Annotated in this window: 25 protein-coding genes; 6 read left to right on the top strand and 19 right to left on the bottom strand. The window is 64.9% G+C overall.

Annotation, left to right across the window (positions count from 1 at the left end):
* Positions 1-22: 22 nt before the first annotated feature.
* The 6 genes from MJ8_RS26495 to MJ8_RS26470 all read left to right on the top strand — a co-directional run bounded on the left by MJ8_RS26495 (position 23) and on the right by MJ8_RS26470 (position 5,751).
* Positions 23-1,096 (top strand): extracellular solute-binding protein, encoded by a 1,074-nt coding sequence (locus MJ8_RS26495; RefSeq protein WP_201411574.1) that lies wholly within the window; start codon positions 23-25, stop codon positions 1,094-1,096.
* Positions 1,097-1,120: 24 nt separating this feature from the next.
* Positions 1,121-1,990 carry an ABC transporter permease gene (locus MJ8_RS26490; RefSeq protein ID WP_201411573.1) on the top strand — a complete coding sequence of 290 codons (870 nt, stop codon included), beginning with the start codon at positions 1,121-1,123 and terminating at the stop codon, positions 1,988-1,990.
* Complete coding sequence (locus MJ8_RS26485) at positions 1,990-2,787, top strand: ABC transporter permease (protein WP_040997143.1); 798 nt, start codon at positions 1,990-1,992, stop codon at positions 2,785-2,787. The genes MJ8_RS26490 and MJ8_RS26485 overlap by 1 nt, the downstream gene beginning before the upstream one ends.
* Entirely contained in the window at positions 2,784-3,896 is a 1,113-nt protein-coding gene (locus MJ8_RS26480) for an ABC transporter ATP-binding protein (RefSeq protein ID WP_201411572.1), read from the top strand. The genes MJ8_RS26485 and MJ8_RS26480 overlap by 4 nt, the downstream gene beginning before the upstream one ends.
* Positions 3,897-3,929: 33 nt before the next feature.
* Positions 3,930-5,315 (top strand): NAD(P)/FAD-dependent oxidoreductase, encoded by a 1,386-nt coding sequence (locus MJ8_RS26475; protein ID WP_201411571.1) that lies wholly within the window; start codon positions 3,930-3,932, stop codon positions 5,313-5,315.
* Positions 5,316-5,382: 67 nt separating this feature from the next.
* Positions 5,383-5,751, top strand: a complete 369-nt coding sequence (locus tag MJ8_RS26470) for a cupin domain-containing protein (RefSeq protein WP_201411570.1) — start codon at positions 5,383-5,385, stop codon at positions 5,749-5,751.
* A 59-nt stretch (positions 5,752-5,810) separates the two neighbouring features.
* Here MJ8_RS26470 and MJ8_RS26465 read toward each other — a convergent pair whose 3' ends face one another.
* The 19 genes from MJ8_RS26465 to fliL form a co-directional block, all read right to left on the bottom strand.
* Positions 5,811-7,454 (bottom strand): MFS transporter, encoded by a 1,644-nt coding sequence (locus MJ8_RS26465; protein WP_201411569.1) that lies wholly within the window; start codon positions 7,452-7,454, stop codon positions 5,811-5,813.
* Between the two features lie 223 nt (positions 7,455-7,677).
* Positions 7,678-7,944, bottom strand: a complete 267-nt coding sequence (gene fliQ / locus MJ8_RS26460) for a flagellar biosynthesis protein FliQ (RefSeq protein ID WP_040989996.1) — start codon at positions 7,942-7,944, stop codon at positions 7,678-7,680.
* A 22-nt stretch (positions 7,945-7,966) separates the two neighbouring features.
* A complete protein-coding gene (gene flgD, locus MJ8_RS26455; RefSeq protein WP_027165132.1) occupies positions 7,967-8,374 on the bottom strand; it encodes a flagellar hook assembly protein FlgD in 408 nt (135 codons plus the stop codon).
* Position 8,375: 1 nt separating this feature from the next.
* The gene (gene flbT / locus MJ8_RS26450; RefSeq protein WP_201411568.1) at positions 8,376-8,813 is read right to left on the bottom strand and encodes a flagellar biosynthesis repressor FlbT; all 438 of its coding nucleotides are present in this window, start codon (positions 8,811-8,813) and stop codon (positions 8,376-8,378) included.
* Entirely contained in the window at positions 8,810-9,157 is a 348-nt protein-coding gene (flaF, locus tag MJ8_RS26445; protein ID WP_042640513.1) for a flagellar biosynthesis regulator FlaF, read from the bottom strand. Before flaF ends, flbT begins: the two co-directional genes overlap by 4 nt.
* Before the next feature lie 31 nt (positions 9,158-9,188).
* Positions 9,189-10,238 carry a flagellar hook-associated family protein gene (locus MJ8_RS26440; protein WP_201411567.1) on the bottom strand — a complete coding sequence of 350 codons (1,050 nt, stop codon included), beginning with the start codon at positions 10,236-10,238 and terminating at the stop codon, positions 9,189-9,191.
* Positions 10,239-10,241: 3 nt separating this feature from the next.
* Entirely contained in the window at positions 10,242-11,696 is a 1,455-nt protein-coding gene (gene flgK / locus MJ8_RS26435; protein ID WP_201411566.1) for a flagellar hook-associated protein FlgK, read from the bottom strand.
* A gap of 29 nt (positions 11,697-11,725) precedes the next feature.
* Entirely contained in the window at positions 11,726-12,982 is a 1,257-nt protein-coding gene (locus tag MJ8_RS26430; RefSeq protein ID WP_201411565.1) for a flagellar hook protein FlgE, read from the bottom strand.
* 92 nt (positions 12,983-13,074) lie between these two features.
* On the bottom strand, positions 13,075-13,743 hold the full coding sequence (locus MJ8_RS26425; RefSeq protein ID WP_140746473.1) for a response regulator transcription factor: 669 nt from the start codon (positions 13,741-13,743) through the stop codon (positions 13,075-13,077).
* Positions 13,744-13,965: 222 nt separating this feature from the next.
* Positions 13,966-14,556: a transglycosylase SLT domain-containing protein gene (locus tag MJ8_RS26420; protein WP_225248051.1), complete on the bottom strand. Its 591-nt coding sequence runs from the start codon at positions 14,554-14,556 to the stop codon at positions 13,966-13,968.
* Positions 14,486-15,484 (bottom strand): flagellar hook-length control protein FliK, encoded by a 999-nt coding sequence (locus MJ8_RS26415; protein ID WP_210345614.1) that lies wholly within the window; start codon positions 15,482-15,484, stop codon positions 14,486-14,488. The genes MJ8_RS26420 and MJ8_RS26415 overlap by 71 nt, the downstream gene beginning before the upstream one ends.
* A 347-nt stretch (positions 15,485-15,831) precedes the next feature.
* Entirely contained in the window at positions 15,832-17,271 is a 1,440-nt protein-coding gene (locus MJ8_RS26410; RefSeq protein ID WP_201411563.1) for a chemotaxis protein MotC, read from the bottom strand.
* A complete protein-coding gene (locus MJ8_RS26405; protein ID WP_201411562.1) occupies positions 17,268-18,683 on the bottom strand; it encodes a MotB family protein in 1,416 nt (471 codons plus the stop codon). Before MJ8_RS26405 ends, MJ8_RS26410 begins: the two co-directional genes overlap by 4 nt.
* Positions 18,680-19,306, bottom strand: a complete 627-nt coding sequence (locus MJ8_RS26400; protein WP_201411561.1) for a hypothetical protein — start codon at positions 19,304-19,306, stop codon at positions 18,680-18,682. The genes MJ8_RS26405 and MJ8_RS26400 overlap by 4 nt, the downstream gene beginning before the upstream one ends.
* Before the next feature lie 4 nt (positions 19,307-19,310).
* Positions 19,311-20,969, bottom strand: coding sequence for a flagellar basal-body MS-ring/collar protein FliF (gene fliF / locus MJ8_RS26395; protein ID WP_201411560.1), 1,659 nt, complete (start codon positions 20,967-20,969; stop codon positions 19,311-19,313).
* Positions 20,970-21,146: 177 nt separating this feature from the next.
* Positions 21,147-22,217, bottom strand: a complete 1,071-nt coding sequence (locus MJ8_RS26390; RefSeq protein WP_201411559.1) for a flagellin — start codon at positions 22,215-22,217, stop codon at positions 21,147-21,149.
* Positions 22,218-22,583: 366 nt separating this feature from the next.
* On the bottom strand, positions 22,584-23,579 hold the full coding sequence (locus tag MJ8_RS26385; protein WP_201411558.1) for a flagellin: 996 nt from the start codon (positions 23,577-23,579) through the stop codon (positions 22,584-22,586).
* Positions 23,580-23,801: 222 nt separating this feature from the next.
* Complete coding sequence (fliP, locus tag MJ8_RS26380) at positions 23,802-24,533, bottom strand: flagellar type III secretion system pore protein FliP (protein WP_201411557.1); 732 nt, start codon at positions 24,531-24,533, stop codon at positions 23,802-23,804.
* The gene (gene fliL, locus MJ8_RS26375; RefSeq protein WP_201411556.1) at positions 24,530-25,024 is read right to left on the bottom strand and encodes a flagellar basal body-associated protein FliL; all 495 of its coding nucleotides are present in this window, start codon (positions 25,022-25,024) and stop codon (positions 24,530-24,532) included. The genes fliP and fliL overlap by 4 nt, the downstream gene beginning before the upstream one ends.
* Positions 25,025-25,035 lie beyond the last annotated feature (11 nt).

The following is a 25,035-nucleotide window of genomic DNA, read 5'->3' as shown; positions in this document are numbered from 1 at the left end:
CATCAATGGGAGAGTTATCGTTATGCTGAAATCGAGATATGGCATCGGCGCCGTTCTGGCGCTTGGGGTTCTGACCGGCGCCGCCTTCGCGCAGGACAAGCCCGTGGCTGGCGAGGTGAAGGAAGGCTCGCTCAAAGGCAAGACCCTGACCTTCGTCTCCTATGGCGGCATCTACCAGGACGGCCAGGTGGCGGCGCTGAAGGAGTTCGTCGACAAGTCCGGCGTCAAGCTGCTCAATGACGGTCCGACCGAGATCGCCAAGCTGCAAGCGCAGGTCGAATCCGGCAATGTCACCTGGGACGTCGTCGATACGGACGACCTGCCGCCTTACGTCTATTGCGGCAAGCTGTTCCAGAAGCTCGATCTCTCCAAGCTCGACGTCTCGAAGATCCCGGAAGGCCAGGTCGGCGAATGCTCGGTGCCGGCGATGAACTACGGCGTCGTGCTGATGTACAACAAGGAGAAGTACAAGGATAATCCGCCCAAGAGCTGGGCCGACTTCTTCGACACCGAGAAATTCCCGGGCGTGCGCGGCATCGACGGCTCCGGCAGCCCGACCGGCGGCCTGCTCGAACAGGCCTTCAAATATGCGGGCGGCGATCCGAAGGCGATGACCGTGGCCGATATCGACAAGGCCATCGACGTGGTCCGCAAGCTCGGCCCCGATACCATCTTCTGGAAGACGGGCGCCGAATCGCAGCAGCTCGCTGAATCCGGCGAGGCCGACATGCTGATGATGTGGACCGGCCGCGCCATGACCGCGGTCAAGAACGGCGCAAAATACGCGCCGGCCTGGCAGGATTGGCTGGTGGTGATGGACCAGATGACGATCCCGGTCGGCGTCAAGGACACGGATGCCGCGTACGCGCTGCTCAACGCCTATCTCGGCAAGAATGCCCAGGAGATCCTGACGGAGAAGACGTCCTACACGCCGATCAACAGCGAGGCGCAGCCCAAGGTCGACGCTTCCGTCGCCGCCTTCCTGACCAACACGCCGGAGCGCCAGAAGCAGGGCTACAAGCAGAACTTCAAGTTCTGGGTGCCGAACTTCGCCGTGGCGCAGGAAAAGTGGTCTGCGCTGATGGCCGGCAACTGACCGGCTGAGAGAAGGCAAAGACCCGTGAGCGCGCTCGAACCGACGACGCCTTCTGCCCGGCAAAGGGCGGGCTGGGCATGGCGGCCGTACGCGCTCACGCTGCCGGCGCTTATCCTGCTGGTGGCCGTGATCGGCTATCCGCTGCTCACAATCGTGCTGCGGAGCCTGTCGGAGCCGCAATGGGGGCTGCAGAACTACGCCTGGTTCTTCGGCGCGCCGGTCAATCTGACGGTGCTCCAGCGCACCTTCACCATCTCGGCCTGGGTGACCGTGGTCTGCGTGCTCTGCGCTTATCCTTACGCCTATCTGATGACCGCGGTCGGGCCGCGCGTGCGGCTCGTCCTGGTGCTTTGCGTCTTGATCCCGTTCTGGGTGAGCGGCGTGGTTCGCACGCTCTCCTGGGTGATCCTGCTGCAGGATTCGGGCGTCATCAATTCGCTGCTGAGATCAGCCGGCTTCGACGGCGTCCGGCTGATCCGCACCCAGACGGGCGTGGTGATCGGCATGGCGCAGGTGCTTTTGCCTTTCATGATCCTGCCGCTCTATTCCGTGATGAAGACCATAGATCTCAGGCTGGTACAGGCGGCGCGAAGCCTTGGCGCGCGGCCGTCGCGCGCTTTCTTCACCGTCTATCTGCCGCTGTCGCTGCCGGGCGTCTATGCCGGCGCGATCATCGTCTTCATCCTGGCGCTGGGCTTCTACATCACGCCGGCGCTGCTCGGCGGACCGCGCTCGACCATGCTGTCGACACTGGTGCAGACGCAGGTGCTCAGCCTGCTGCAATGGGGTCGCGGCGGCGCCATGGGCGTGGTGCTTCTGATCGCGACCTTCGTCTTGCTGGCGCTGGCGGCACCGGTCATGCGGTCCAGGCATCGCGAGGCGGGACGACGCTGATGGAGATGAAGCCGCTCACCCGCGTTATCCTTGGGCTTGTCTGCCTGCTCGTCGCGATCTGGTTGGTGGCGCCAACGCTGGTCGTCGTGCCGATGTCGTTCAACGAGAACAAGTCGCTCGCTTTCCCGCCGCAGGGCTTTTCCTGGCAATGGTACCAGAACTTCGCCACCAATCCGGAATGGTCGACCAGCTTCCTCAACTCGCTCAAGGTCGCTTCGCTGGTGGCGGTGCTGGCGACGGTGCTCGGCACGCTCGCCGCCTTCGGCCTCGACCGGATGAAAGCGCGGCCGGCCAATCTCTTGCGCATGCTGATGCTGACGCCAATGGTGGTGCCGGGCGTGGTTCTGGCCATCGGCATCTATGCCGTCTATCTCGACGCGCAACTCGTCGGCACGCTGACGGGCTTCGTGCTTGCGCACACCATCCTCGCGCTGCCCTTCGTGCTGATCGCGGTCTCGGCCAATCTCGAAGTGTTCGACAGGCGGCTTGAGACGGCGGCGGCAAGTCTCGGCGCCGGCGCGCTGACCACGTTCCGCACAGTGACGCTGCCGCTGATCCTGCCCGGCATCCTGTCCGGCCTGCTGTTCGCCTTCGCCACGTCCTTCGACGAGATCGTGGTATCGCTCTTCATCACCAACCCCTATCTCAAGACGTTGCCGGTGCAGATATTTTCCTCGATCACGCGCGATGCCGACCCGACGGTCGCGGCCGTCGGCACCATCCTGTTATGCGCCACCACGATCCTGATCGGCGGCGGCATGCTCCTCCTTGGCCGCGAGCGGAAGGGACGCCTATGAACCCGAGGGCGGAAAATCGTGGCGCCGCGATTGATCTCGACACGGTCAGCAAGGCCTACGGCGCCTTCAAGGCGTTGGACGGTGTTTCGCTTAGGATCGAGCCCGGCGAGTTCATGACGCTGCTCGGACCGAGCGGCTCGGGCAAGACGACGACGCTCAACGTCATCGCCGGTTTCACCGATGTGACCAGCGGCAAGCTGCTGGTCGGGGGGAAGAGCGTGGTCGGCGTGCCGGCGCACAGGCGCAATATCGGCGTCGTCTTCCAGCATTACGCGCTGTTTCCACACATGACCGTCGGGCGCAACGTCGCCTATCCGCTGACGTTGCGCGGCGTCGCGCAGGATGAGCGCAAGGCCCGCGTCGCGAAAGCACTCGACATGGTCAAGATGGGCGACTTCGCGCATCGCTATCCGAGCGAGCTGTCCGGCGGCCAGCAGCAGCGCGTTGCGCTGGCGCGCGCCATCGTCTTCGATCCGCCGCTGCTCTTGATGGACGAACCGCTCGGCGCGCTCGACAAGAAGCTGCGCGAATGGCTGCAGCTCGAGATCAAGCGCATCCACCGCGAGCTTGGCACCACCTTCGTCTATGTCACGCACGACCAGGAAGAGGCGCTGGTGCTGTCGGACCGGATCGCCGTGTTCAATCGCGGGCGCATCGAGCAGGTCGGCACCGGCCGCCAGCTCTATGACGAGCCGGCGACCTTGTTCGTCGGCCGCTTCATCGGCGATTCCACCGTGCTGCGCGGCGAGGTGAAGAGCGACGGCACAAGCACGGCGCTGACCATCGCCGGTGAGACGGTCAGCGCGCCGCGCCGGCTCGCGGGCGAAGCCAATCCGGTCATGCTGCTGCGGCCGGAGAAACTCGCCATCCGCCGGCCGGGGCATGATGCCGGCGGCACGAACCGGCTGTCGGGAACAATCGCCGAGGCGATCTATCTCGGTTCGGGCTCGAAATACGAAGTGAAGCTCGGCGACGGCTCGACCGCGATCGTGCGTTCGCCGCTCGCCGGCGAAAGCTTCGGCCTCGGCGAGAAGGTCGAGCTGTGCTTCGACGGCGCCGATGCGAAACTTCTGCCCGACGACAGCACGGCCGACATGACGCTCACCTGATCTCTTTTCACCGGTTCCCCTGGAAATCATTCCATGCAAGTCAAGCGCAACGGCGATATCTCGTTCTGGTATGCGGATCTGGGTCATATCCCCGCGCCACGCCCACCTTTGGCGGGCGACACCGAGGCGGATGTCGCGATCGTCGGCGCCGGCTACACCGGGCTGTGGACCGCCTACTACCTGAAGAAGGCCAGGCCGTCGCTGCGTATCGTGCTGCTCGAGCGGGAGTTTGCCGGCTTCGGCGCCTCGGGGCGCAATGGCGGCTGGCTGTCGGGCGGCTTCGGCTGGTCGCGCGAGAAATATCTGAAGACCTCGACCCGGCAAGGCGTCACCGCCATGCAGAAGGCGATGGCCGGCTGTGTCGACGAGGTGATCCGGGTGGCGACGGAAGAAGGCATCGACGCCGATATCCGCCGCGTCGACAATCTGACGGTTGCCACCAATCCGGCGCAGTTGGAGCGCGTGCGTGAGGAATGCGAGACGATCCGCTCCTGGGATGCCGATCCCGAACGCATCGAGCTGCTTGACGCCGAGGCGACACGGGCGCGCATCAACATCCGGAATGTGATGGGCGGCTTCGTCATCCACGGCCAGGCGCGCGTCCAGCCGGCCAAGCTGGTGCGCGGGCTCGCGGCGGCGGTCGAGCGTCTCGGCGTTTCGATCTACGAGAAGACGACGGTCACCGCCATTGCCAAGGGCGTCGTGACCACGGATCGCGGCACGGTGCGGGCGGAAACGATCATCCGCGCCACCGAAGGGTTCACCGCCGGCATCCCTGGCGAGGAGCGGACCTGGCTGGCGCTCAACAGCGCGCAGATCGTCACCGAACCGCTGTCGGAAGAGCTTTGGCGCAAGATCGGCTGGGAGGGGCACGAGCTGCTCGGCAATGCCGCGCATGCCTATTGCTACGCCCAGCGCACGCGCGAGGGGCGCATCACCATGGGCGGACGCGGTGTGCCTTATCGCTACGGCTCGCGCACCGACGTCAACGGGCAGACGCAGCAGGCGACGATCGACCAGCTGCATACGATCTTGACGACGCTCCTGCCGCAGACGGCTGGGTCTCGCATCGACCACGCCTGGTGCGGCGTGCTCGGCGTGCCGCGCGACTGGTGCACGACAGTAGGCCTCGATCCCAAAACGCGCATCGGCTGGGCCGGCGGCTATGTCGGACTCGGCGTGTCGAGCTCCAACCTGTCGGGGCGCACGCTCGCCGATCTGGTGCTTGGCGAGAACACCGAACTGACGCAGCTGCCCTGGGTCAACCGCAAGGTGCGGCCCTGGGAGCCGGAGCCATTCCGCTGGCTGGGCGTCCATTCGATGTATCAGCTCTACCGCATCGCCGATAACCGCGAGGCCGCCGGGCTCCATCACACCTCGAAACTGGCCGCTCTCGCCGATGGCATCACCGGCCATTAGCGGTTCGTAGGGCCCACCAACTGTTCCGTTTTCGCGCAGTTCCAGACTGCGGGAATTGCCCTGATGCATGGAGACCAGCTTGATCGACCTTTCGACTTTCCGCGACCTCGCCAAGGCCGAGATCGGCGCCTTTTCACCGAAGCCAACCTCGATCGAAGGGGATCAGCTGGAGGCTGCGCGATCCTTCTTCCAGTCGCCGGACGGCAGCGTCGACATCGGCATCTGGGAATGCACGCCCGGCCGCTTCACCGCCGACCGCACGAACTCGTCGGAGATCTGCCACATCATCTCCGGTCGCGTGGAAGTGGGCCGTGCCGATGGCGAGATGCGCGAACTGGGGCCGGGCGACCTTCTCGTCCTGCCGCAGGGATGGAGGGGCGAGTGGCGCATTCACGAGACCACGCGCAAGCTCTACATGATCCAAAGCGCCAGCTGAGCGCCTATTCCTTGACGGATGCCGTTCGCCTGAAGCACTGCGCTTCGGGCGATGTATAATCAGTGATCGATCGGGCCTTTCGGCGAGACGAGCGTCGTGCCCGCGGTGGTCGGGCGCTCGATCATGCGGCGCACGCGCGGCGGGTTCTCGCCGCTGTGCAGTGCGCGGATGCGCTCGCCGACCACGGCGTCGGCGTGGGTGGCGCGCCGGTTGTGGCGGATATACTCGACCCAGGTCGGCGTGTGGTAGTGCTCGATCCACACCGACGGATTTTCGAGATCCCGCGCAAGCGTCCAGTTGCGGGCGCCGTCACGGCGGCGGATGCGGCCGCGCTCAGCCATGGTCGCCAGGAATTCCGGCACGTCCTCTTCGCGGATGATGTACTCGATCATGATGGCGATCGGGCCGCTGCGTGGCTTGAGATCGAGCGACAGCATCGGCTCCTTGAAGCGGTTGAGCGGATCGAGGTTGAGGACCGTCTGCTTCGGCAATGGCAGGAAGAAACCGATTGCCGCGCCGGCAAGCATGGCGATCGCCGCCGCGATCAGCGCAATCTCGGCGCCATGCGCGTCGGCGACCACGCCCCAGATCCAGCTGCCCAGCGCGATGCCGCCGAAAGTCGCGGTCTGGTAGATCGACAACACGCGGCCGACCACCCAGCGTGGCGTCGACATCTGCACCGTGACGTTGAAGTGCGAGAGCGCGATCACCCAGCAGGCGCCGCCGATGAGCAGGCCCGCGGATGTCTGCCAGCCATTGCGGCTGACGGCGGCGTTGAGGGCGCAGAGCGCGAAGCCGGCAAAGGCCATGCGCACCATCACCTCGCTCGACAGCAACTGCCTGAGCCGCACGCTGATCAGCGCGCCGCCGACCGCGCCGATGCCGAAGGCGCCGAGCATGATGCCGTAGGTCAGCGCATCGCCCTTGACGACGTCGCGCGCCACCAGGGGAAGAAGCGCCAGCACCGCGCCGGCGCTGAAGCCGAAGGCCAAGCCGCGGACCAGCACCTTGGCGATGTTGGGCGACATGGCGACGTAGCGCAGGCCGGCGCCCATCGCGGCACCGAGCGACTCGCGCGGCAGGGTTTGCTCGGGCAGTGCCGGCTTCCAGCGGGCCAGCACCACGATCAGGCCGATATAGCTGATCGCGTTCGCGGCGAAGGCGGCAGCCGCACCCGCGGCGGCGACGATGACGCCGCCGATGGCCGGGCCGACGCTGCGGGTGATGTTGAAGCCGAGCGAATTGAGCGCGACCGCCGCCGGCACCTTGGCGCGCGGCACCATGTCGCCGACCGAGGCCTGCCATGACGGGCTGTTCAGCGCCGTGCCGCTGTCGATCAGGAAGGTGAAGGCCAGCAGCGTCCAGGGCGTCATCCAGCCTTGCCAGGTGAACAAGGTGAGCAGCGCCGAGACGACCAGCATGAAGGTCTGCGCCACCAGCATCACCTTGCGGCGGTTGAAGCTGTCGGCAATCGCGCCGGCGACGAGCGCGAACAGCATGATCGGCAAGGTTGTCGAGGACTGGACCAGCGCCACCTGGTAGGGCGATGTGGCGATCGTGGTCATCATCCAGGCGGCGCCGACGCCCTGGATCAGGCCGCCGAAATTCGACACCAGGCTGGCCGACCAGACGGCGCGGAAGATGCCGTGCCGGAACGGCGCCAGCGCGGAGACGCGTTCGCTTTCCGGCTCGTCGTCGATCATGGTTGCGCCTTCGTCCGCTTAGAGGCTTGCCGCGCCCGCAGGGACGGCGACTCGCCAAAGAGTGCGACCCAACAACAAGATGGCAAAGGCGAAAATGCGTCGGCGAAGCTTTAAACCAAGCATCTCGCCCGTCTGGACCAAAATTTCGCTTTTCGCAGCTTCAACGCCAGCCAGACCTGGGCCTCGCCGCTCCTGCAAAGCCCAAGCGCATGGTGACGAGGCCTCAGAAACCGTGTTCGATGCGCTCGAAGATGACGTTGGTGAAGGCCGAGATCTGGCTGCCGATGAACGGGCCGGTCAGCGCCACCACAAGCATGATGGCGACGATCTTCGGCACGAAGGTCAGCGTGATTTCCTGGATCTGGGTCAACGCCTGGATCAGCGCGATGCCGATGCCGACCACCATCGCCACGAGCACCACCGGCGCTGACGCGGTGAGGACCGTCCACACCGCGTACTGGACGATATCGAGGGCGTCGGCCTCGTTCATGGCTGCAGCTGCGCGAAACCGGTTACGCGGCCGGCTTGATCGACACGCCGGCGCCGACCGGGACCTGGGTGCCGTCCTGCAGCACGGCGATCAGGCCGCTGCTGGAGAGCGTCACCGAAGCCACCGTGCCGGTGGTCTTGCCGTCGGCCGAGGTGATCGAGCGGCCGATCAGCGCGTCGGCCTGCGACAAGGCCGAGGACTGCATGATCTGGTCGAGCTTGGTGTTGGTCTGCACCGACTGCTCGACCTGTGAGAAGGTCGCGAGCTGAGCGACGTATTGCGTCGAATCCATCGGCTTGGTCGGATCCTGGTTCTTCATCTCGGCGATCAGGAGCTTCAGGAACGACTGGTAGTCCACCGCCGTCTTCGAGGTCTGCTGGCTGGCCTGGTTGGCGCCAACCGGGATCGTTGTCGTCATGTCGACGGCCATCTTATGCTCCTACAGCCAGTGCGCGCGGCACTTCGGGAATGTCGTCATTGCCTTCGAGCGCCTTGCGCTCGAGCGGATAAAGCGCGCGGATCGCTTTCAGCGCCTCATAGATCTCGTCCTCGCCAACCATGCGGTCGATCTGCTTCAGGCTGTTGCAGATATCCTGGTTGTCGAAGCTCGCGATCAGCATCGGCAGCGAGCGGCGGAACATGTCACGCGCCTCCGCGGCCCCCGCCGGGTTGATCAGCATGATCTGCACGATGAAATAAAGCTGCCTGAGCGGCGTCGAGGCCTGGTCGGCCTGGATGACGTGGCTTTCGAGCAGGAACTGCACATCGTTCATCAGCTCGATGGTGACCTTGCGGTCGACGCGGATGACCGCGCCGTTGATGTAGATCTTCTCGTTGGGCTTCAGCGAGATCTTCAGCGTGTTGGTCATTGGATGCCATCTCGGATGATCTGGGAGACCTCGATCAATCCTTCGAAATTGTTGGTGCGACCCTGGCGGATGTCCTCCGTCTCGCGCAGCAGCCACAAGCCGATGGAGATCAGGTTGGCGCGCAGCTCCTTGGGCAGCGCGTTGTCGCTGGAGCCGAGATCCTCGACGAAGGTGGTCCAGATGCGGTTGGTGAAATGCAGCGCTTCGACCGCCTCCATCGAATCGGTGCCGACAGCGGCTGCCGCCGCCAGCATGTCGATCGAGCGGGTGAGCAGCTGCCGCTCCCGGTCCTTGGCATCGGCGACGGAGTCGGTCTGGATGTCGGCGTAGGAGAATTGATACATCGTCGGCGCTCTGGCGTTCCGGTTTGCGAGTTCAAGTCAGATAGTTGAGCAGGCTGAGCTGCTGCAGACGCGCGGTCAAGGCGAAGGACGTCTCGATATGCTGCGTCAGATCGGCGACGCGGGTCGCGGCTTCCGCCGGATCGACGCCCTCGAGATCGACGATATGCTTCTCGAAGAGGTCGACTTGGGTCTTCATCCGGTCGCTCGCATCGGACACGCGCTGCTGGGCGATGCCTGTCTCGGCCCGCAGCTGGGTGATGCCGCCGACGGCTTCGCCGACCAGCGTCTGGGCGCGGCTGACGACCGCGTTCTGCGCGGCCTCGCTGATGCTGCCGGTCATCATGCTGCTGACCATGGCGGCCGCCATGGCGAGCTTGCGGATGCCTTGCTCGTTGGCGCTGACCGAGGTCTGGGTGGTCTCGTTGAGCGAGATGCGGCTGGTGATCTGCTCGTCGGTGGCGCTCGACCAGTTGGTCTGCCAGCCGGCGCCCAGGAATTGCGGCTCGACCTTTGTGGTGATGAAGTCGTCCATCTGCGCGGCGGTGATGTTGGCTGCCGCCGGATCCGTCTGGGTAAATCCGAAATAGCTCGAAAAGGCGGCATCGAAGGCAGCCTTGGCCGGCGAGCCGGCCGCGTTGAAGTCGTCGATCGGCTTGACGTCGGTGTTGGTGCCGGCAAACAGATATTCGCCGTTGACGCTGGTGTTGAGGATGCCCGTCATCTGCTGCAGCGCCGAGGCGCCGGCGGTCTGCAGGATGCTGGTCGAGGAGTCGCCCGAAACGCCGCTGGTCAGCGCCGACAGGAAGCTCTGGGCGGTGTCGGCGATCTGGCCGAGCGAATCCTGGGTCGATGTCAGGCGCGCCGAGACGAGCGCGTTGGAATCGACGATGCCGTTCAGCCGGTCGAGATCGCGCTGGAAGGTGACGGCCTGGGTCGTGCGGCTGCCGAGCGCCAGGCCGACATCCGCGACCGTGCCGGTGTCGGATTCCTTCGTCGCCTTAACGAGCTCCGCCTGCATCTTCGCCTGCTGGTAACGCAGCGCGTTGGAAATGGCGGCCGAGGAAACGCCTGTCGCTTTCATGAATTATCCCACCGCGCTCATCAGGGCGTCCAGCATGTCGCTTACCGTCTTCATCATATGCGCCGAGGCCTGGTAGGTGTGCTCGAGGTCGAGGAGCAGGGACATCTCCTGGTCGACATTGACCCCGGTGTCATTGGACAGCGCCTCGGCCGTGCGCGCCGCGAGCGCCTGCTTGCTGTCGGCATTGGTCGAGGCCTGCTGGCGCACGCCTTCGAACCAGCCGATGGCATTGGCCGCATAGTCGGAGACGCCCGAGCTGACGGTGATGCCGGCCGAGCTGTCGAAAGCCATCGGCTGATCGAGCTTGTTGCCGTAGCCGATCAGAAGGTCGGCATAGGATGCTCCACCGCCGGTGTTGGCGACATAGGCCACGCCGTTGGCGCCGCCGTCGCGCAGCAGCGCGGGATTGCCGCCGGCGCTCGGATCGAAGGCGGCGTTGATGCTGATCGTGCCGGCGAGTCCGTCGACCAGCGTGCCGGCAGCCGGAATCGCCGGAGCGCCGGACCATGTGAACAGGCCTGTCGCATTGGGCTGCGACGACGAGGTTTCGGCAAACGCTGTAATGAGGCCGCGTGCGATCTCGTCGAGCTGGCTCTGCATGGTCGAGGCGACGCCGTCGCGCAGCTTCAGAAGGCCCGCAAGCTTGCCGTCGGCGGTGGTGTTGTCGACAGTGCCGGCCGAGACCGGCACGTTGTCGATGTAGATCGTGTTGCCGGCGGTGCCGGCCGAATAGCCGGACGACGGCGTGAAGGTAACCGAGCGCGGCACGGTCTCGAACAGCGTCGTGCCGTCCTTGGTGGTGATGACCATGTCGTTGTCGCCGCGCGTGAAGGTCGAGACCGGGACATATTCCGATATCTTCTTCAAAATAGCGTCGCGCTGATCGAGCGCGTCGGAGACGTCGGTGCCGGAACGGGTGCCCGAGATGACCGCCTTGTCGGCGTCCTGGAACTGGCTGAGAAGAGAGTTGAGATCGTCGACGGCGGTGGCGATCTGGCTGTCCGCTTGGGTGCGGAAATCCTGGATCGCCTGGGTGCCGCTGTTCAGCGAATTCACCACCTGCTTGGCGGCGTCGACGACGCTGGTGCCGAGGTTCTGGTTCGACGGCGTGGTGGCGTAGAGCTGCAAGGCTTTCTGCAGGTTGGCGATCGCGGTGGAGGGGGACGACGCATTGTCGACCCCGTTCACCGACAGATCGAGCTGATCCATGCCGTCGTAAAGCGCGCTCTGGCCGCTCCATGCCGACAGCGCCGACAGGTTCTGCCGGAACAGGAGGTCATTGGCGGCGCGCTGGATTTCCACCGCCCGGGCGCCAGGCGCCGTGCTGGTCACCACGGCGATGCGGCGGGTGTAGTCCGGGTTCGACGCATCGGCCACATTGCGCGATACGACGCTTGTTTGCTTGGACGTGGCCAGAAGCGCCGACTGGGCAATGCTTAGTGCGGAGGAAAGCGACATGCTGATCTTTCACGGGCCGCGCCCGTCGTTTATCTCTTCAGGTTGACGAGGACGTCCATCAGGTCCGAACCGGTCTGGAAGACCTTGGAATTGGCGGTGTAGCTGCGCTGCGCCGCAATCATGTTGGTCAGTTCCTCGGCGATGTCGACATTGGAGTTCTCAAGTGCGCCGGAGACGATGGAGCCGAGCTTGCCCTCGTTGGCAAAGCCGATGTGAACGGCGCCGGAGTCGGTGCTCTCCACATAGACATTGCCGGGCATGGCTGTGAGGTTGTCAGGGCTCTGAACGTCGGCGAGCGGGATCTTGTAAAGCGCCTTGGTCGAGCCGTCCGCGAACTGCGCGTAGATGACGCCGTCCTGACCGATCTGCACCTTCTGGATGGAACTCGGCGCGTTGCCGTTGACCTTGGCGTCGGCGACAGTGAAGCCGGTGCCGAGCTGGGTCACCTTGGAAAGATCGAGGTTCAGCGTCGAGCCGCCCGGCACGGTGAAGGAGATGCTGTCGGTCGCGCCGGTGAGCTTGCCGGTGGTGGTGTCGAAGGTGAGGTTCGTCGATGCGAGCGCGCCGCCGGCGTAGGGGAAGGAGGTGCCGGGCGTCGCCTTCGACTGATCGAAGACCGAGACTTCCCAGGTGCCGGCGCCGGTGTTGGTGAAATAGACGTCGAGCAGCTTCTTGTTGCCGAGATTGTCATAGGCGACCAGCGAGGTCTTGGACGTGTACTCGGCCGAAGCGCTGTTGGTGGAGGGCAGGCTGCCGGCAGCGACCGGAGTGGCGCCTGCCGGCAGGTTGCCGCTGAAGATACCTTCCGTGCTTGGCGCCGCCGTCATCTCCTGGTCGGAGATCTGCACCGGCACCAGGCCTTCGAAGCCGTTGGCGGTCGCGGCCGGATCGCCATTGGCGTAGCTGTAGGCCATGAGCTGGTAGCCGGCGGCATTGACCAGCCGACCTTGCGCATCCGGGACGAAGGAGCCGGCGCGGGTCAGATAGGGCGTGCCGCTGGCGTCCTGAACGACGAAGAAGCCATCGCCGTTGACTGCAAGATCCGACACCGAGGTGGTGTAGGTCATGACGCCTTGCGTGCTGATGGCCGAGCGGATCGTCGTCGTCACGCCGCCGGAATTATAGGCGCCGCCGGTACCGGGCATGATCAGTGACGAGAACTCGGCCGAAGAGCGCTTGTAGCCGGTGGTGTCAGAGTTGGCGATGTTGTCGGCTACCGCGGACAAGCGGTTGGCCTGCGCGTTCATACCGGAAACGCCGGTCCGCATCATTCCGTAGAGGCTCATCGATGGATCTCCGCAGTGCCTGGGTAGGAGGCCATGAAATTATGCCTCGTGTCTTGTGCGAGGCTGGCGCGGGATGTGCCTTTCGAGTCCCATCAAAACACCAGCCGGTAGCCGAGGAACCTCTTGGAATCGATCGGGTCGTGGCCGAGCTTCTCACGCAGCTTCTTGCGCAGCTTCGAGATGTGGCTCTCCACCACGTTCTCCTCGACCTCTTCGTCGAAGATGCCGTAGATGGCGTTGAAGACCTGCGTCTTGGTCACGCGCCGGCCGCGGTTGCTGGCCAGATATTCCAGAATGCGCCGCTCGCGCCGCGGCAGCGGCAGCGGTTCGCCGTCGATCTCCGGATCGCGGCCGTCCATGAAGATGCGCATCGCGCCAACCTCGGTGTAGGCGGCTTCTTCGGAGCCGCGGCGGCGGATGGCGGTGATGCGGGCGAGAATCTCGCGGATATGGACAGGCTTGCGGACGACATCGTCGACGCCGCTTTCGAACAGCCGCAACGTATGTTCGAGCGAGTGCTGTTCGCTGAGCGCGATCACCGGCGCGCCGGTGCGGTCGCGGATCTGGCGCGGTGATATCGCGCCGTCGCGGCAGTCGCCGATGAGAAAGGCCCTGACGGATCTGAGATCGGTGTCGGCGGCGGAACTCACCCATTCGCCGAATTCGCCTGGCGCGAAGCCGGCCGTGGCCACTCCCTCGCGATCGAAAAGTGAGGAGTAGCCCTCTGTCACGAGCTCTCGCTCGTCAACGATCACGATCATCGGCCCGCCCTCCGAATCAAATTCACTTGCCCCGTGCGGAAAGGGGTACCCGGCCGGGCGAATCCTGAAAAACCATCATTTCTTGTAGCTATTTTCTTGGGAGTTTTTCGGGAGGCGTAATAAAGGCGGTTGAGCAGGTGTATTCGCGCCGATCTGTCGGCTGACGATATTGGCACCGGAGCGTATGTCGGCCACGGTCGATCGGCGTTTGAGCGCGCTCAACTACTGATTGCAGAAAGCGCTGGCATTCGGCGTCCATTTACCGAAGCCGGTGGCGACCATGTTGGCGATGACGCGGCAGACATAGACCTTCTGCGCCGGGTCGTTGTCGGGGCCGGCATGATAGCGGGCGACGGCCATCGACCAGGTCATGTGCCTGGCATGCAGGCTTGCCAGGAAGCGTGCCGCGTAGTCGACATTTTGATGCGGGTCGAGCATGTCCTCGACGCTGCGGAAATGATCGCCATGATAGTGTTGGTTGATCTGCATGCAGCCGAGATCGATCAGTACCTTGCCTTCACGACGGGCATTCTCGAAGGTCGCCAGAGCCTCGTCGCGGCTATGCGGGAAGACAGCTTTCCCTTCTATGTTCAATGCGTTAGGCTGAAGGCTGCCTTTCTTTCCGGTCTCTGTCAGGCCGACCGCATAAAGAATGCCGGCCGGCACGCCGTAGCGGTCCGCGGCGCGCAGGATCTCCGGCTCGCAGGGATTGCCGGCGGCGCCGGCCGCTCCGACGGCAAGGCTAGATATACATATCGTCGTCAGCACGCTCGCGAAGAGGCGAAGCGGCGCGAGCGAATTCCTGTGCGCCATGGCCATCGTTCCTTCCCGGTTGCCGCTCGCCGCCAGCGCTGTTGCCGCCCGAGTTCCCGGGCTGGAATGAAGGCTGGTCGCGGCCAGTCGACATCGGCATGGCGCTGGTCGCGTCGGTGCGGCCGGCCGCATGTACTGCTATCGAGGGTTGCAGGATCGTCACCTTGTCGACATCGAAGCCGAGGCTGCGCATGGACTTGACGATGGCGTCGCTGTCGGCGGTGAGACGGCGGTATGCCTCGTGTGTCTCGGGCTTCATCTCAATCGAAAGTTGCTCGCCCGAGAGTCGCAGGCTGGCGGTGACCGATCCAAGCTCGGAAGGGTGGAGCTCGATCTTCAGCACATGTGTCGGAACGGCAACAGAATTGGTCGTCTGCAAGCCCGCCGAGGCGCTTGCAAAGGCCTGCTGAACACTCTTGTCGGAGGCAAGCGCTTCAATCAGCGCCGATGCCGTCTGGCCGATCGGGTTCTGCGCCGGAGCCGGGTAGCTCTGCTGGCTGACGACCTCCATGCGTGGAGCGGAAGAAGACGGCTTGGCCGGCGTCTGCTGCGTGGCCTGCGATTGTTGCGAAGCCTTGGAGGCGGAAGCCGGCCGCCAGCCTCGCGGCGCTTCCGGGCTGTCGGTCCGCGGTTCATTCCCTTGCGTCGGCACGATTTTGGTATCGCTGCGGTTCGGCATGCCGAGCGCCGCGTCGGCCCTTACCGGCTTCTGCCCGAAGTCAGGACCGCCGTTCTCAGCCGCCGCCGAACGGTCGGATCGCGGCTGCGGCTCGCCGGAACCGTCGGGCGCCGCGCGCTTGCCCGGACGCAGCGACAATTGCAGCGATCCGCGCCCGCCGGCGCCATCTTTACCGTCGGCGGCCTTGCCGTCGGCGCCCGAAGTCTGCGCGAAGTGCTTCATGTCGCTCAGCGCCATCAGGAGCGGCAAACGGTCTTGCAGCGGCGCCGAATCCCCGGTTTGCGCTGTGGTATCTTCGTCCGTCCCTGGCTTGGTGTCCGCAACCTGGGCACCGCTCCTCGCGGCCTTTCCCGCGGTCCCTTTCGACGGAGCGGTTTTCTCCCCCGGCTCCTCTTTGCCCGAGGCAGATGAGCGCTTTGCGGGATGCGCGTCCGGCCCTACCGGTCCGGCGGCATGTCTATCCCGCGGCCGACCGGGCTTTTCCGCGCCTTGCACCATCTCACCGAAATTCTGATCCTTGTCCTTGCCGCCGGCAGCGTGCTGCCGAGGCTGCGACTGGGTCGAAGCAAGGCCTTGCAGGGTCGGGTTGACGCTGGTCATTTGGGAGCTGCTCCGAGCAATTGGTCGATCTGGTCGAGCTGACGCCGCGTGCTGGTCACCGCCGCATCGATCGGGTCTTGCGCATCGGGCGTCGCCGCCGGCGCGGATGCCTGCACCATCGGGGCCGCGTCAGCCGATACTGAGGCCGGCGGCGTCTCGGCCGTTGCCTGCGCCGGCTGCGGGGCGGGTGACGGCGAAGCCGTGGGCGCGTCTTTCACCGGATCGCGCTCCGCGACCGGTGGATCGCTTGATGCGACAGCTGGCTGGTCGGGCATCGCTCCTTCCACCGGAGGCAGGTCCGCATTGGCCGGATCGGCCGCGGCCTCAGCCGCGGATTTCGGGTCGTCGCCTTGTGCGGCGGCCGGCGGCGCAGCTTTTGCCTTGGCGGCCGCTTTCACCGGAGCCACCACCTCGCCAGCGACAGCCTGCGCCGCATCAAGCAGGTCGCGGTCGCCTTGCGAAAGCTGGCTGCGGTCGATCTTGCCGAGCTTGGCGCGCACCTCGTCGACACTGGCCGATGTCATGGTGGAAAGGCCTGAATAGAGTTGAGTGCGCGGGTCATCCTGGTTGCCGTTGCCGTTGCGGCCCAGCTCCGCCTTGGCCGAGGCGAAGGCTGAGAGCTCCGTCATGCCGTCGATCGCGGCGTGGCGCGCGATCCGCAGGTAGATCACCTTCTCGCGCTCGGGATCCATCATCGAGGTGATGTCGGCGATCTTGTCCTGGCTGATCGCCATGTGGAGCGTGATGACGCCGGAAACGAAGGCATCGGCGAACTGGCTGGCGTAAGGCGAATAGAGATAGGACGCGACATACTGGGTCGAGGCCAGCGCGAAGCGGGCAGCGTCGCCCCGCGCGGCCGCGATGCCGACGGAGCGGCGCAGTGCGGCCTCCTCGACCAGCGTGCCGGGGCTGAGCAGGCGCGCTTCGTCGAGCAGCCCAAGCGCCGTTGCGGGGTCATCGGTTGCAAGCAGCGAGCCCTTGACCAGCCCTAGGAAGGCGCCGATGTCGGCGGGCACGCTCATCGGATCGATCGGCTTCAGCAAGTCGATCGCCTCGGCCGGCCGGCCGTTCAGATAGGCGACGACGCCCTTGGCGATGGCGAGGCTTTGCGGGTCGGTCACCGCGCGCGAAGCCGCCGCCGCGACCGTCACCGGATTGCCGCCGCTCATGCCGTAGACCAGCAAGGCGCGGAAATTCTTCGGCTCCTTGAAATCCTCGGCACTGGCGCTGCGCATCCGCGTGTCGATCATCTCGAGGAGCTTCGCCTGCATCGGCAGCGCGGCATGATCGCCGCCGGCAATGCGGTCCTGGATCAGCTGCAGCGAACGCACCAGCTGATAGGGCTGCAGCGCGTCCTGCGCGAAGGCCGCCGATGGCGACCCTGCCGCGAGCAATAGCAGCGCTATCGCGCCGCCGATGGCGCTCCTGCCTTTCATCCGCCGGCCGTCATCAGGATTTCGATGCGCCGGTTCGCGGCCGCCATCGGATCGGATGCGATCTTGGGCTGCCGGTCCGCGAAGCCCGCGACCTCGGTGATGCGGCTTTCGTCGACGCCGCCGCGCACCAGCATGTAGTAGGCCGAATGGGCGCGCGCGGTGGACAGCCGCCAGTTGTCGTATGTGTCGCTGCGGAACGGTCGCGCGTCAGTATGGCCGCTGATGGTGATGGTGCCCTTCCTCTCGTTGATGATGCGGCCGATCTTTTCCATCGCCAGCACCAACTCGCGGCGCGGCATGGCCGAGCCGATCTCGAACATGCCGAAATCGAGCTGGTCGGTGATCGAAATCACGACACCCTTGTCGGTGGCCTCGACCGAGACGCCGTCGGCGAGCTTCTCGCCGGGCAGGAATGCCTTGGCGAGTTCCTTCTTGATATCAGCCGCTTCCTGGAGGGCGGCTTTGCTTGGCGTCTTATCGCTCTCGGTGGTCTGCCCTTGTTCGGCCTTTTTCGCCTCCGCCGCCTCGGCCTTGGCGTCGCCGGCCGCTGCCTCGCGCTTGTCGGCTTGTGCTTTCCGATCCTGTGCCTTGTCGCTCCCGGACGCTTCGTTCGACGGCTTCTCGGCCTTGCCCGACGCTGTGTTTTGCCCGCTCCTGGCGTCGGTGCCTTCCGGGGTCGCCAGCGGCTCCAGCGGCGCGGCCGTGAGCGCAGGTGCAGCCGGAACGGCCTTCACCTTCGGCACCGCGACGGTGGCGACTTTCTCGCCGGGCTTGGCCGGATCACCGTCGATCCTGGCGCGCTCGGCGGTTGCCTCGGCGTCGGGCGCCGCCACCTGCTGCGACCAGAAATCCGGCGCGAAGGGATCGCGGTAGGATTCGCCGCCGGAGGCGCCGGTCGCCGGACCGGCCGTCTGGGCGCCGCCTTCGCCCTTGGCGCTGACATTCTGCATCACGCCCGTATCGGCGGCGATCTCCGCCAGCACCGCGTAGGGATCCGCAAACAGCTTCTCATCGGACAGTTGGGCATCCTGCGCCCCGTCCTTCGTCTGGCGGCGTTCGGAGGAACCCGCGCCGCCCTTGCCGTCGTCGCCCGCCTTGGTCGCGCCCTGCTGCGGGTTGTCCGCGGTCAGCCCGACCTTGCTCGGGCCGTCACCGAGGTCTTCCAGGCCCTTGCGGCTGGAGTTGCGGTCGATCAGCTCGACCGGATTGAAATAGCTGGCGACGGCTGCCTTGGTCTGCTCATTGGCGGCGTTGATCAGCCACATGACGAGGAAGAAGCACATCATCGCCGTCATGAAGTCCGCGAAAGCGATCTTCCACACGCCGCCATGGTGACCGTCGTCATGACCGTCGTGATTGCGCTTGACGATGATGATCTCGTGCCGGGGGTCGGCGTGGTCGACGGCGCTCATGACAGGACCTCAGACAAGGACGCCGACCACTCGGCGATACGCGTCTCGAACACAGTTTCGTCGATGGTGACGGTCAGGTCGAAGCCCGGCGCCTCGGTGAAGTCGAGATTGGCGGCGCGGGACCCGAGCGCCGCCTTCAACGGCTCGAACAGCGAGAGCGGGCCCCGGACGCCGATGCGCACGGCCTCGCTGTCGGCGACCGCGGCGCTGATGGCTTGCGAAAGGGCCTGCAGCGACCGTTGCTGCAGGTCGTCGCTGAGAAGGCCGCTGACGATGCGGGCGACGGTCGCGCCGGCAAGCTCGGCAACGCGCCGCTCCATGGCTTCGATGCGCGTCGCGACGGCGGCACCGAGATCGCCGCCGAAGCTTTCGAGGAACGCTTTCGCGGCTTCGTCATTGGCCTGGCGCTCAGCGTCGAGCGCCGCCTGGTGGGAGAGCGCAAGGCGCGCTTCGAGCGCCGCCTCCGCGTCAGCCACCGCCTCTGCGATCAGCGCGCCGATGTCGGCCTGCGGCGCCGGCGCGGCCGGAACATGTTGGACGTCGCGATCCTTCGGCGCCTGGCTGGGTGCCGAGGTCCGCGACCCGAAATCGGGCAGGAGATCGAAGAGGGCTGCGGAAGCCATTGGCCTAACCCACGGCTTCCGGGGCTGCCGCCCATTTGCGCAGGATCTGCGCGGTGCGCTCCTCGTTGAGGTCGACCATGCGGGCAAGCCGCTCCTGCGGCGCCGGCCGGATCTTCTGACGCAGGTCGTCGAGCGGGGTTGCGCCGGCGCGCGCGCCAGACTGGGCGCCGGCCGGAGCCTCGGCGGTGATCGCGGCGACTGGCGCGTCGGGCGTCGGCAACGAACGCTGCACGTCGTCGAAGCTCGGTCCGGCAATGGCCGCGGGCTTCGCCGACGCCGTCAGCGCGGCGGCCATCGGCTTCAGGCCGAAGAAGGCCACCAGGAAGACGACGACAATGAAGGCAGCGGCATTGATCAGCGTGCCGGTATAGGTGCCGATCGAGGCCAGGATACCCGGCTGTTCGATCGGCTCGCCGTCGAGGCCGTTGATGAACTCGACCGCCGACACGTCGATGACGTCGCCGCGCTTGTCGTCGAAGCCGGTCGCCGAGGCGACCATCTTCTGGATATCGGCGACGCGCTTGGCGATCTGCTCCGGGGTGGCGTCCTTGCCAAGGATGGTCTTCAGACGATCCTGGTTGACGACGACCGCGATCGACATCTTGTTGACCGTGTAGCCGTTCGAAACGGTCGCGATCTTCTTCGAGTTGATCTCGTAGTTGGTGATCTCTTCCTTGCGGTCGTTCTGCGAGGAGGATTGCGGTCCCTCGGTGGTGGTGGTCTGCGTCTCGGGCAGGTTCTGCTCGACGCTGGTCGGGGTCGAGGCCTGCTTCTGGTTGCTCGCCTCATTGGTCTTCACCGACTGCACCGAACGCTCGACGCGCGAGTTCGGATCGAAGATTGTCTCCTCGGTCTGGCGGCTGTCGGTGTTGACGTCGGCCTTGACGCTGGCGCGGAAATTGTCCGGGCCGAGATAGGGAGTGAGCGCGCGGCGGATGTTGTCGCCGATCTGCGCCTCGACCGTCTGCTCGACGCCGAGGGTGCGCGCCGCGCTGGTGTTGGACGGGTCGTCGCCGGCGGCCAAAAGATTGCCGTTGGAATCGAGCACCGTGACTTTGTCGGCCGACAGGCCCGGAACAGCCGCGGCGACGAGGTGGCGGATCGACATGGCGCTCTTTTCGGCATCGTTGCCGGCATAGCGGATGACCACCGAGGCGGAGGGCTGTTGCTCGTCGCGGCGAAAATTGGCGCGCTCGGACATGACGATGTGGACGCGCGCCGCCTTGACGCCGGAGATTGACTGGATGGTGCGCGCGATCTCGCCTTCCAGCGCACGCACGCGGGTGATCTGCTGCATGAAGGAGGTGAGGCCGAGCGAGCCGACATTGTCGAACAGCTCATAGCCGGCATTGGCGCTGGTCGGCAGGCCCTTCTCGGCAAGCAGCATGCGGGCCTGCGCGGTGGTTCCGGCCGGCACCAGCACGGAGGTGCCGTCGGAGCCGACATCGAAACCGATGCCGGCATCGGCCAGCACCAGGCCGATCTGGTTGACGTCGGAACGCTCGAGGCCGACATAGAGCGTCTCATAGGCCGGACGGTTGAGATAGACGGACGCGATGCCGATGACGGCCATGACCAGGGCCGCGATGCCGCCCATGAGCGCCAGGCGTCTCACGCCGAAGCTCTTCAAATTCGCGATGATGCCCTGGATCTGTTCCGGCACGATTCAACCGCTCCCAGCATGACTGTCCGCCGGAAGACTAGACCGCGAAGCTTGTGCGAGGATGATAGGGCGTGCCGCCGAGGGGTCTGCAAGTATCGAAAGGTTATCTTCTTGCCACCAACGCAAAAGGCCGCGCTTTGGACGCGGCCTTTCGTCGGTCGATGGTGATCGGGCGGCTTAGCCGTTCTTGAACAGCTGCAGGATCGACTGCGAGGAGCTGTTGGCGATCGACAGGGACTGGATGCCGAGCTGCTGCTGGACCTGGAGAGCCTGCAGGCGGGTGGATTCCTTGTTCATGTCGGCATCGACGAGCTGGCCGACGCCGCGATCGATGGAGTCCATCAGGCTCTGCGTGAAGGTCTTCTGCAGGTCGATCGAGCTCTTGGCGGCGCCGAGCACGGTGGCGGCGTCCGTAAGCTGGCTCATGACGTTGTCGATCTTGGTGACCATCTGCGTGATGATGTCGTCGGTCACGCCCGTCGCCGTGATGTCGAGATTGAAGGCGGAGACGTTGTCGATCTTGACCGGCGTGCCCGTCACCGCGGCTTGGCCGGCGGTGTTGGCGGCGATGTCGGTGCCGCCGGCGGCGATCGAGGCCGCGTAGGCGGCGTCGTATGCCGACTGGTCCGCGGCGGTGGCATAGATCGACGTCTGGCGATCGAGAATGCCCTGGTTCTTGACGGCGGTGGAGAGACCGGAATCGAACAGCTTGGTGCTCTCGACGTTGATGTCGATGGTTCCGAGCGAGATGGCGCCCGACGAAGAGCGGTTGAACGAGGAGACGATCTTGGCGTCCGGCTGGACGCCGTCATTGTTGGTTGCGACTTGCGTGGACGTGACCGAAAGATAATTCGAGCCAGAGAAGGTGGCCGCGTCGGCGAAGGATTTCATCTGCGCCTGCAGCGCGGTAATTTCGGTCTGCGTCTTGGCCTTGTTGGCATCCGACTGGCCCACCGCCGACAGTAGCTTGGTCTTGATCTGGCCGATCGTCGAAAGGACGTTGTTCATGCCGGTATAGGCGGTGTCGACCTTCGAGGCGCCGAGGCCGAGCGCGTCCTGCACCGTCGACAGCGCCGAGTTGTCTGAGCGCATCGTGGTGGCGATCGACCAATAGGCGGCGTTGTCGGAGGCCTCCGAGACCCGGTAGCCGGTCGAAATCCGGGCCTGCGTCTGCTCGAGCGATTTGTTGGTGGCGTTGAGACTTTGAAGTGCAGTCAACGCCGCAGCGTTCGTCATGATGCTTGCCAAGAAACTCGCTCCTTCTCAAAGGCCGGCATGCCACGCAGGCCGGGTCTCAACCTGCCCATCGGTTGCGATCGTGCCGGTCGGGCCGAGTCGGCAACCTGTCGTAAGTCATTGGTTAACCATACCTAGCGCGATATGGTTAATGGCCTGTTAAAAGCAGGCTTTCGGGAAGTTAAGAGGCGAAGGTTGCGCGGACCTTGAGCAAAGCAATTCCAGGAAAGTGTGAAACGGTTTTCCGTCCGGAATTGCTTCAAAGCAAATAGGAATGGAGCGGTTCACCGTTTCCGTGAAACGGCGAACCGCCCCAATAAAAAACCGGGCCGCGCTTTTGGCGCGGCCCGGTGCTTTGGCCTGGTCAGTATAGGGCGATCAGCCGCGGAAGAGCGACAGGATCGACTGCGACGAGCCGTTGGCGATCGACAGCGCCTGGACGCCGAGCTGCTGCTGCACCTGCAGCGCCTGGAGGCGGGTCGATTCCTTGTTCATGTCGGCATCGACGAGCTGGCCGACGCCGCGATCGATGGAGTCCATCAGGCTCGAGGTGAAGGTCTTCTGCAGGTCGATCGAGCTCTTGGCGGCGCCGAGCTTGGTGGCGGCGTTCGTCATATCCTTGAGCGCCGCGTCGACCACCTTCATCATTTCCGCGATCTGGGTATCGCTGGCTGCGGTGGTGCCGGAGAAGATCTTCATCGTGGCTACCGAATAGGTGTCGCCCGCCTGCGCTGCCGCACCCAGGGTCGGATTCTGCGCGGTAGTGGTGACAGCACCGGTCGCACCGACGCGGTCGGCGTCGAGGATGCCCTTCGATACGCCCGACGCCGTGCCGGCTTCATACAGCTTGATGCTGTCGACGTTGACGTCGATCGTCGAGATCGAAACCGCGCCGGTGGCATCGCGATTGAAGGCCGAAACGATCTTCACGTCGGCCGCGCTGGTGGCGGTAGCGCCGCTGTTGACCGACAGCATGTTGGTGCCGGAGAAGGTGGCGCCATCGGCATAGGCCTTCAACTGGTTCTGAAGAGCGGCGATTTCGACCTGGGTCTTTTCCTTCGAAGCATCCGTCTGGCCGTAGGAAGCGGTCAGCTTCTGCTGGATCTGGTTGATGGTCGAGATCGCGCTGTCCATGCCGGTGTAGGCGGTGTCGACCTTCGAGGCGCCGAGGCCGAGCGCGTCCGAAACGGTGGACATAGCCTGGTTGTCGGAGCGCATCGTGGTGGCGATCGACCAGTAAGCGGCGTTGTCGGAAGCCTGGGAGACGCGATAGCCCGTCGAGATGCGGGACTGGGTGGTGTCAAGGGCTTTCTGGGTGGCGTTCAAGCTCTGCAGAGCGGTCAACGCCGAAGCGTTGGTCATGATACTGGCCATGGTACTCGTACCTTAATTTTACACGGATTTTTTTGACATACCGGCATGTCCGGTATGACGGTGCGGCATCATGCCAATGACCGCTCAGTTGGGTCACCCGCCATCTGCGAGCGACTATGGCGGGAAGTCCCTACCAAAGACCTAAATCGGACGGTTAATCGAAAATATATTGCGAAAAATTGGAATGGGCAGGGAGTGCGCCTCAGCACTCGGCTCGGCGCCTCAGGTGAAGGATCGCACCAGGCTGCCGACCAGAAGGTTCCAGCCGTCGATCAAAACGAAGAACAGGATCTTGAACGGCAGCGATACCACCGTCGGCGGCAGCATCATCATGCCCATGGCCATGGTGACGGTGGCGACGATGAGGTCGATGACAAGGAAGGGCAGCACGATCAGGAAGCCGATCTCGAAGCCGCGCCGGATTTCCGAGATCATGAAGGCCGGCACCAGGATGCGCAGGTCGACGGTCTCGCGCGATACGGTCTGGCCGCGCTCGCGGGCGAGATCGGCGAAGAGGTCGAAATCCTTGTCGCGCACATTGTGCAGCATGAAGTCGCGGAACGGGCCGGAGATCTTCTCGAACGCCTCGGCCTGGGTGATCTGGTTGTCCATCAGCGGCTTCACGCCGGTGTTCCAGGCCTGGTCGAAGGTCGGCGCCATGACATAGAAGGTCATGAACAGCGACAGCGAGATCAGGATCAGGTTTGCCGGCGTCGATTGCAGGCCGATGCCGGCGCGCAGGATCGAGAAGGCGATGACGAAGCGGGTGAAGCTCGTCACCATGATCAAGAGGCCCGGCGCCACCGAAAGCACGGTGAGCAGGCCGAACATCTGGATCAGGTAGCCGACGGTCGTGCCGTCGGCCTTGCCGATGCCGCCAAGATCGAGCTGCTGGGCCGCGGCGACGGACGTGGTGGCGACGATGAGCGCCGTGGCTATGAGGAATTTTCTCATTCGAGCAGCATCGTCCTGACGAGAACCTGTTTGACGTGGCCGCCGCTGCGCAGCGCCGCGCGCTCCTCGAGATCGGCCTTGAGATGCTGGTAACCGCTGGCGCCTTCGATCTGGTGCAGCTTGAGCGTGCGCACGAAGGCGAGCAGATCCTGATGGATCTGCTCGGTCATTTCCGGTGGCTGGGGAGCGTCATAAAGCAGCGACGCCTCGAGCCGGATCCAGACGTCCGATGGCGAGGCGAGATTGGTGGTGATCGGCGCCAATTGCGCCAGCGTTGGCCCGGCGGCCACCTTGCCACCCTCGGCGGGTTTTTCCACGGCGCCGGCGTTTTCCGGCGCCGCAGGGACCGGCGCCGGCGTTTCGCCCTGCTTGAGATAGCCGCCGGAAAGCCAGCCCATGCCGACGGCCGCGCCCGTCATGACCAGGAGCATGGCAAGCTGGATCACCAGGGACGGTCCCTTCTTGGGCTGGACCTGCTCGACATTGGCCACGGCAGCGCTAT

Origin of the sequence: Mesorhizobium sp. J8 (assembly GCF_016591715.1) — a bacterium.
GTDB lineage: Bacteria > Pseudomonadota > Alphaproteobacteria > Rhizobiales > Rhizobiaceae > Mesorhizobium.
The sequence above is the reverse complement of the archived record's forward strand: the minus strand, read 5'-3'. Positions and strand labels throughout refer to the sequence as shown.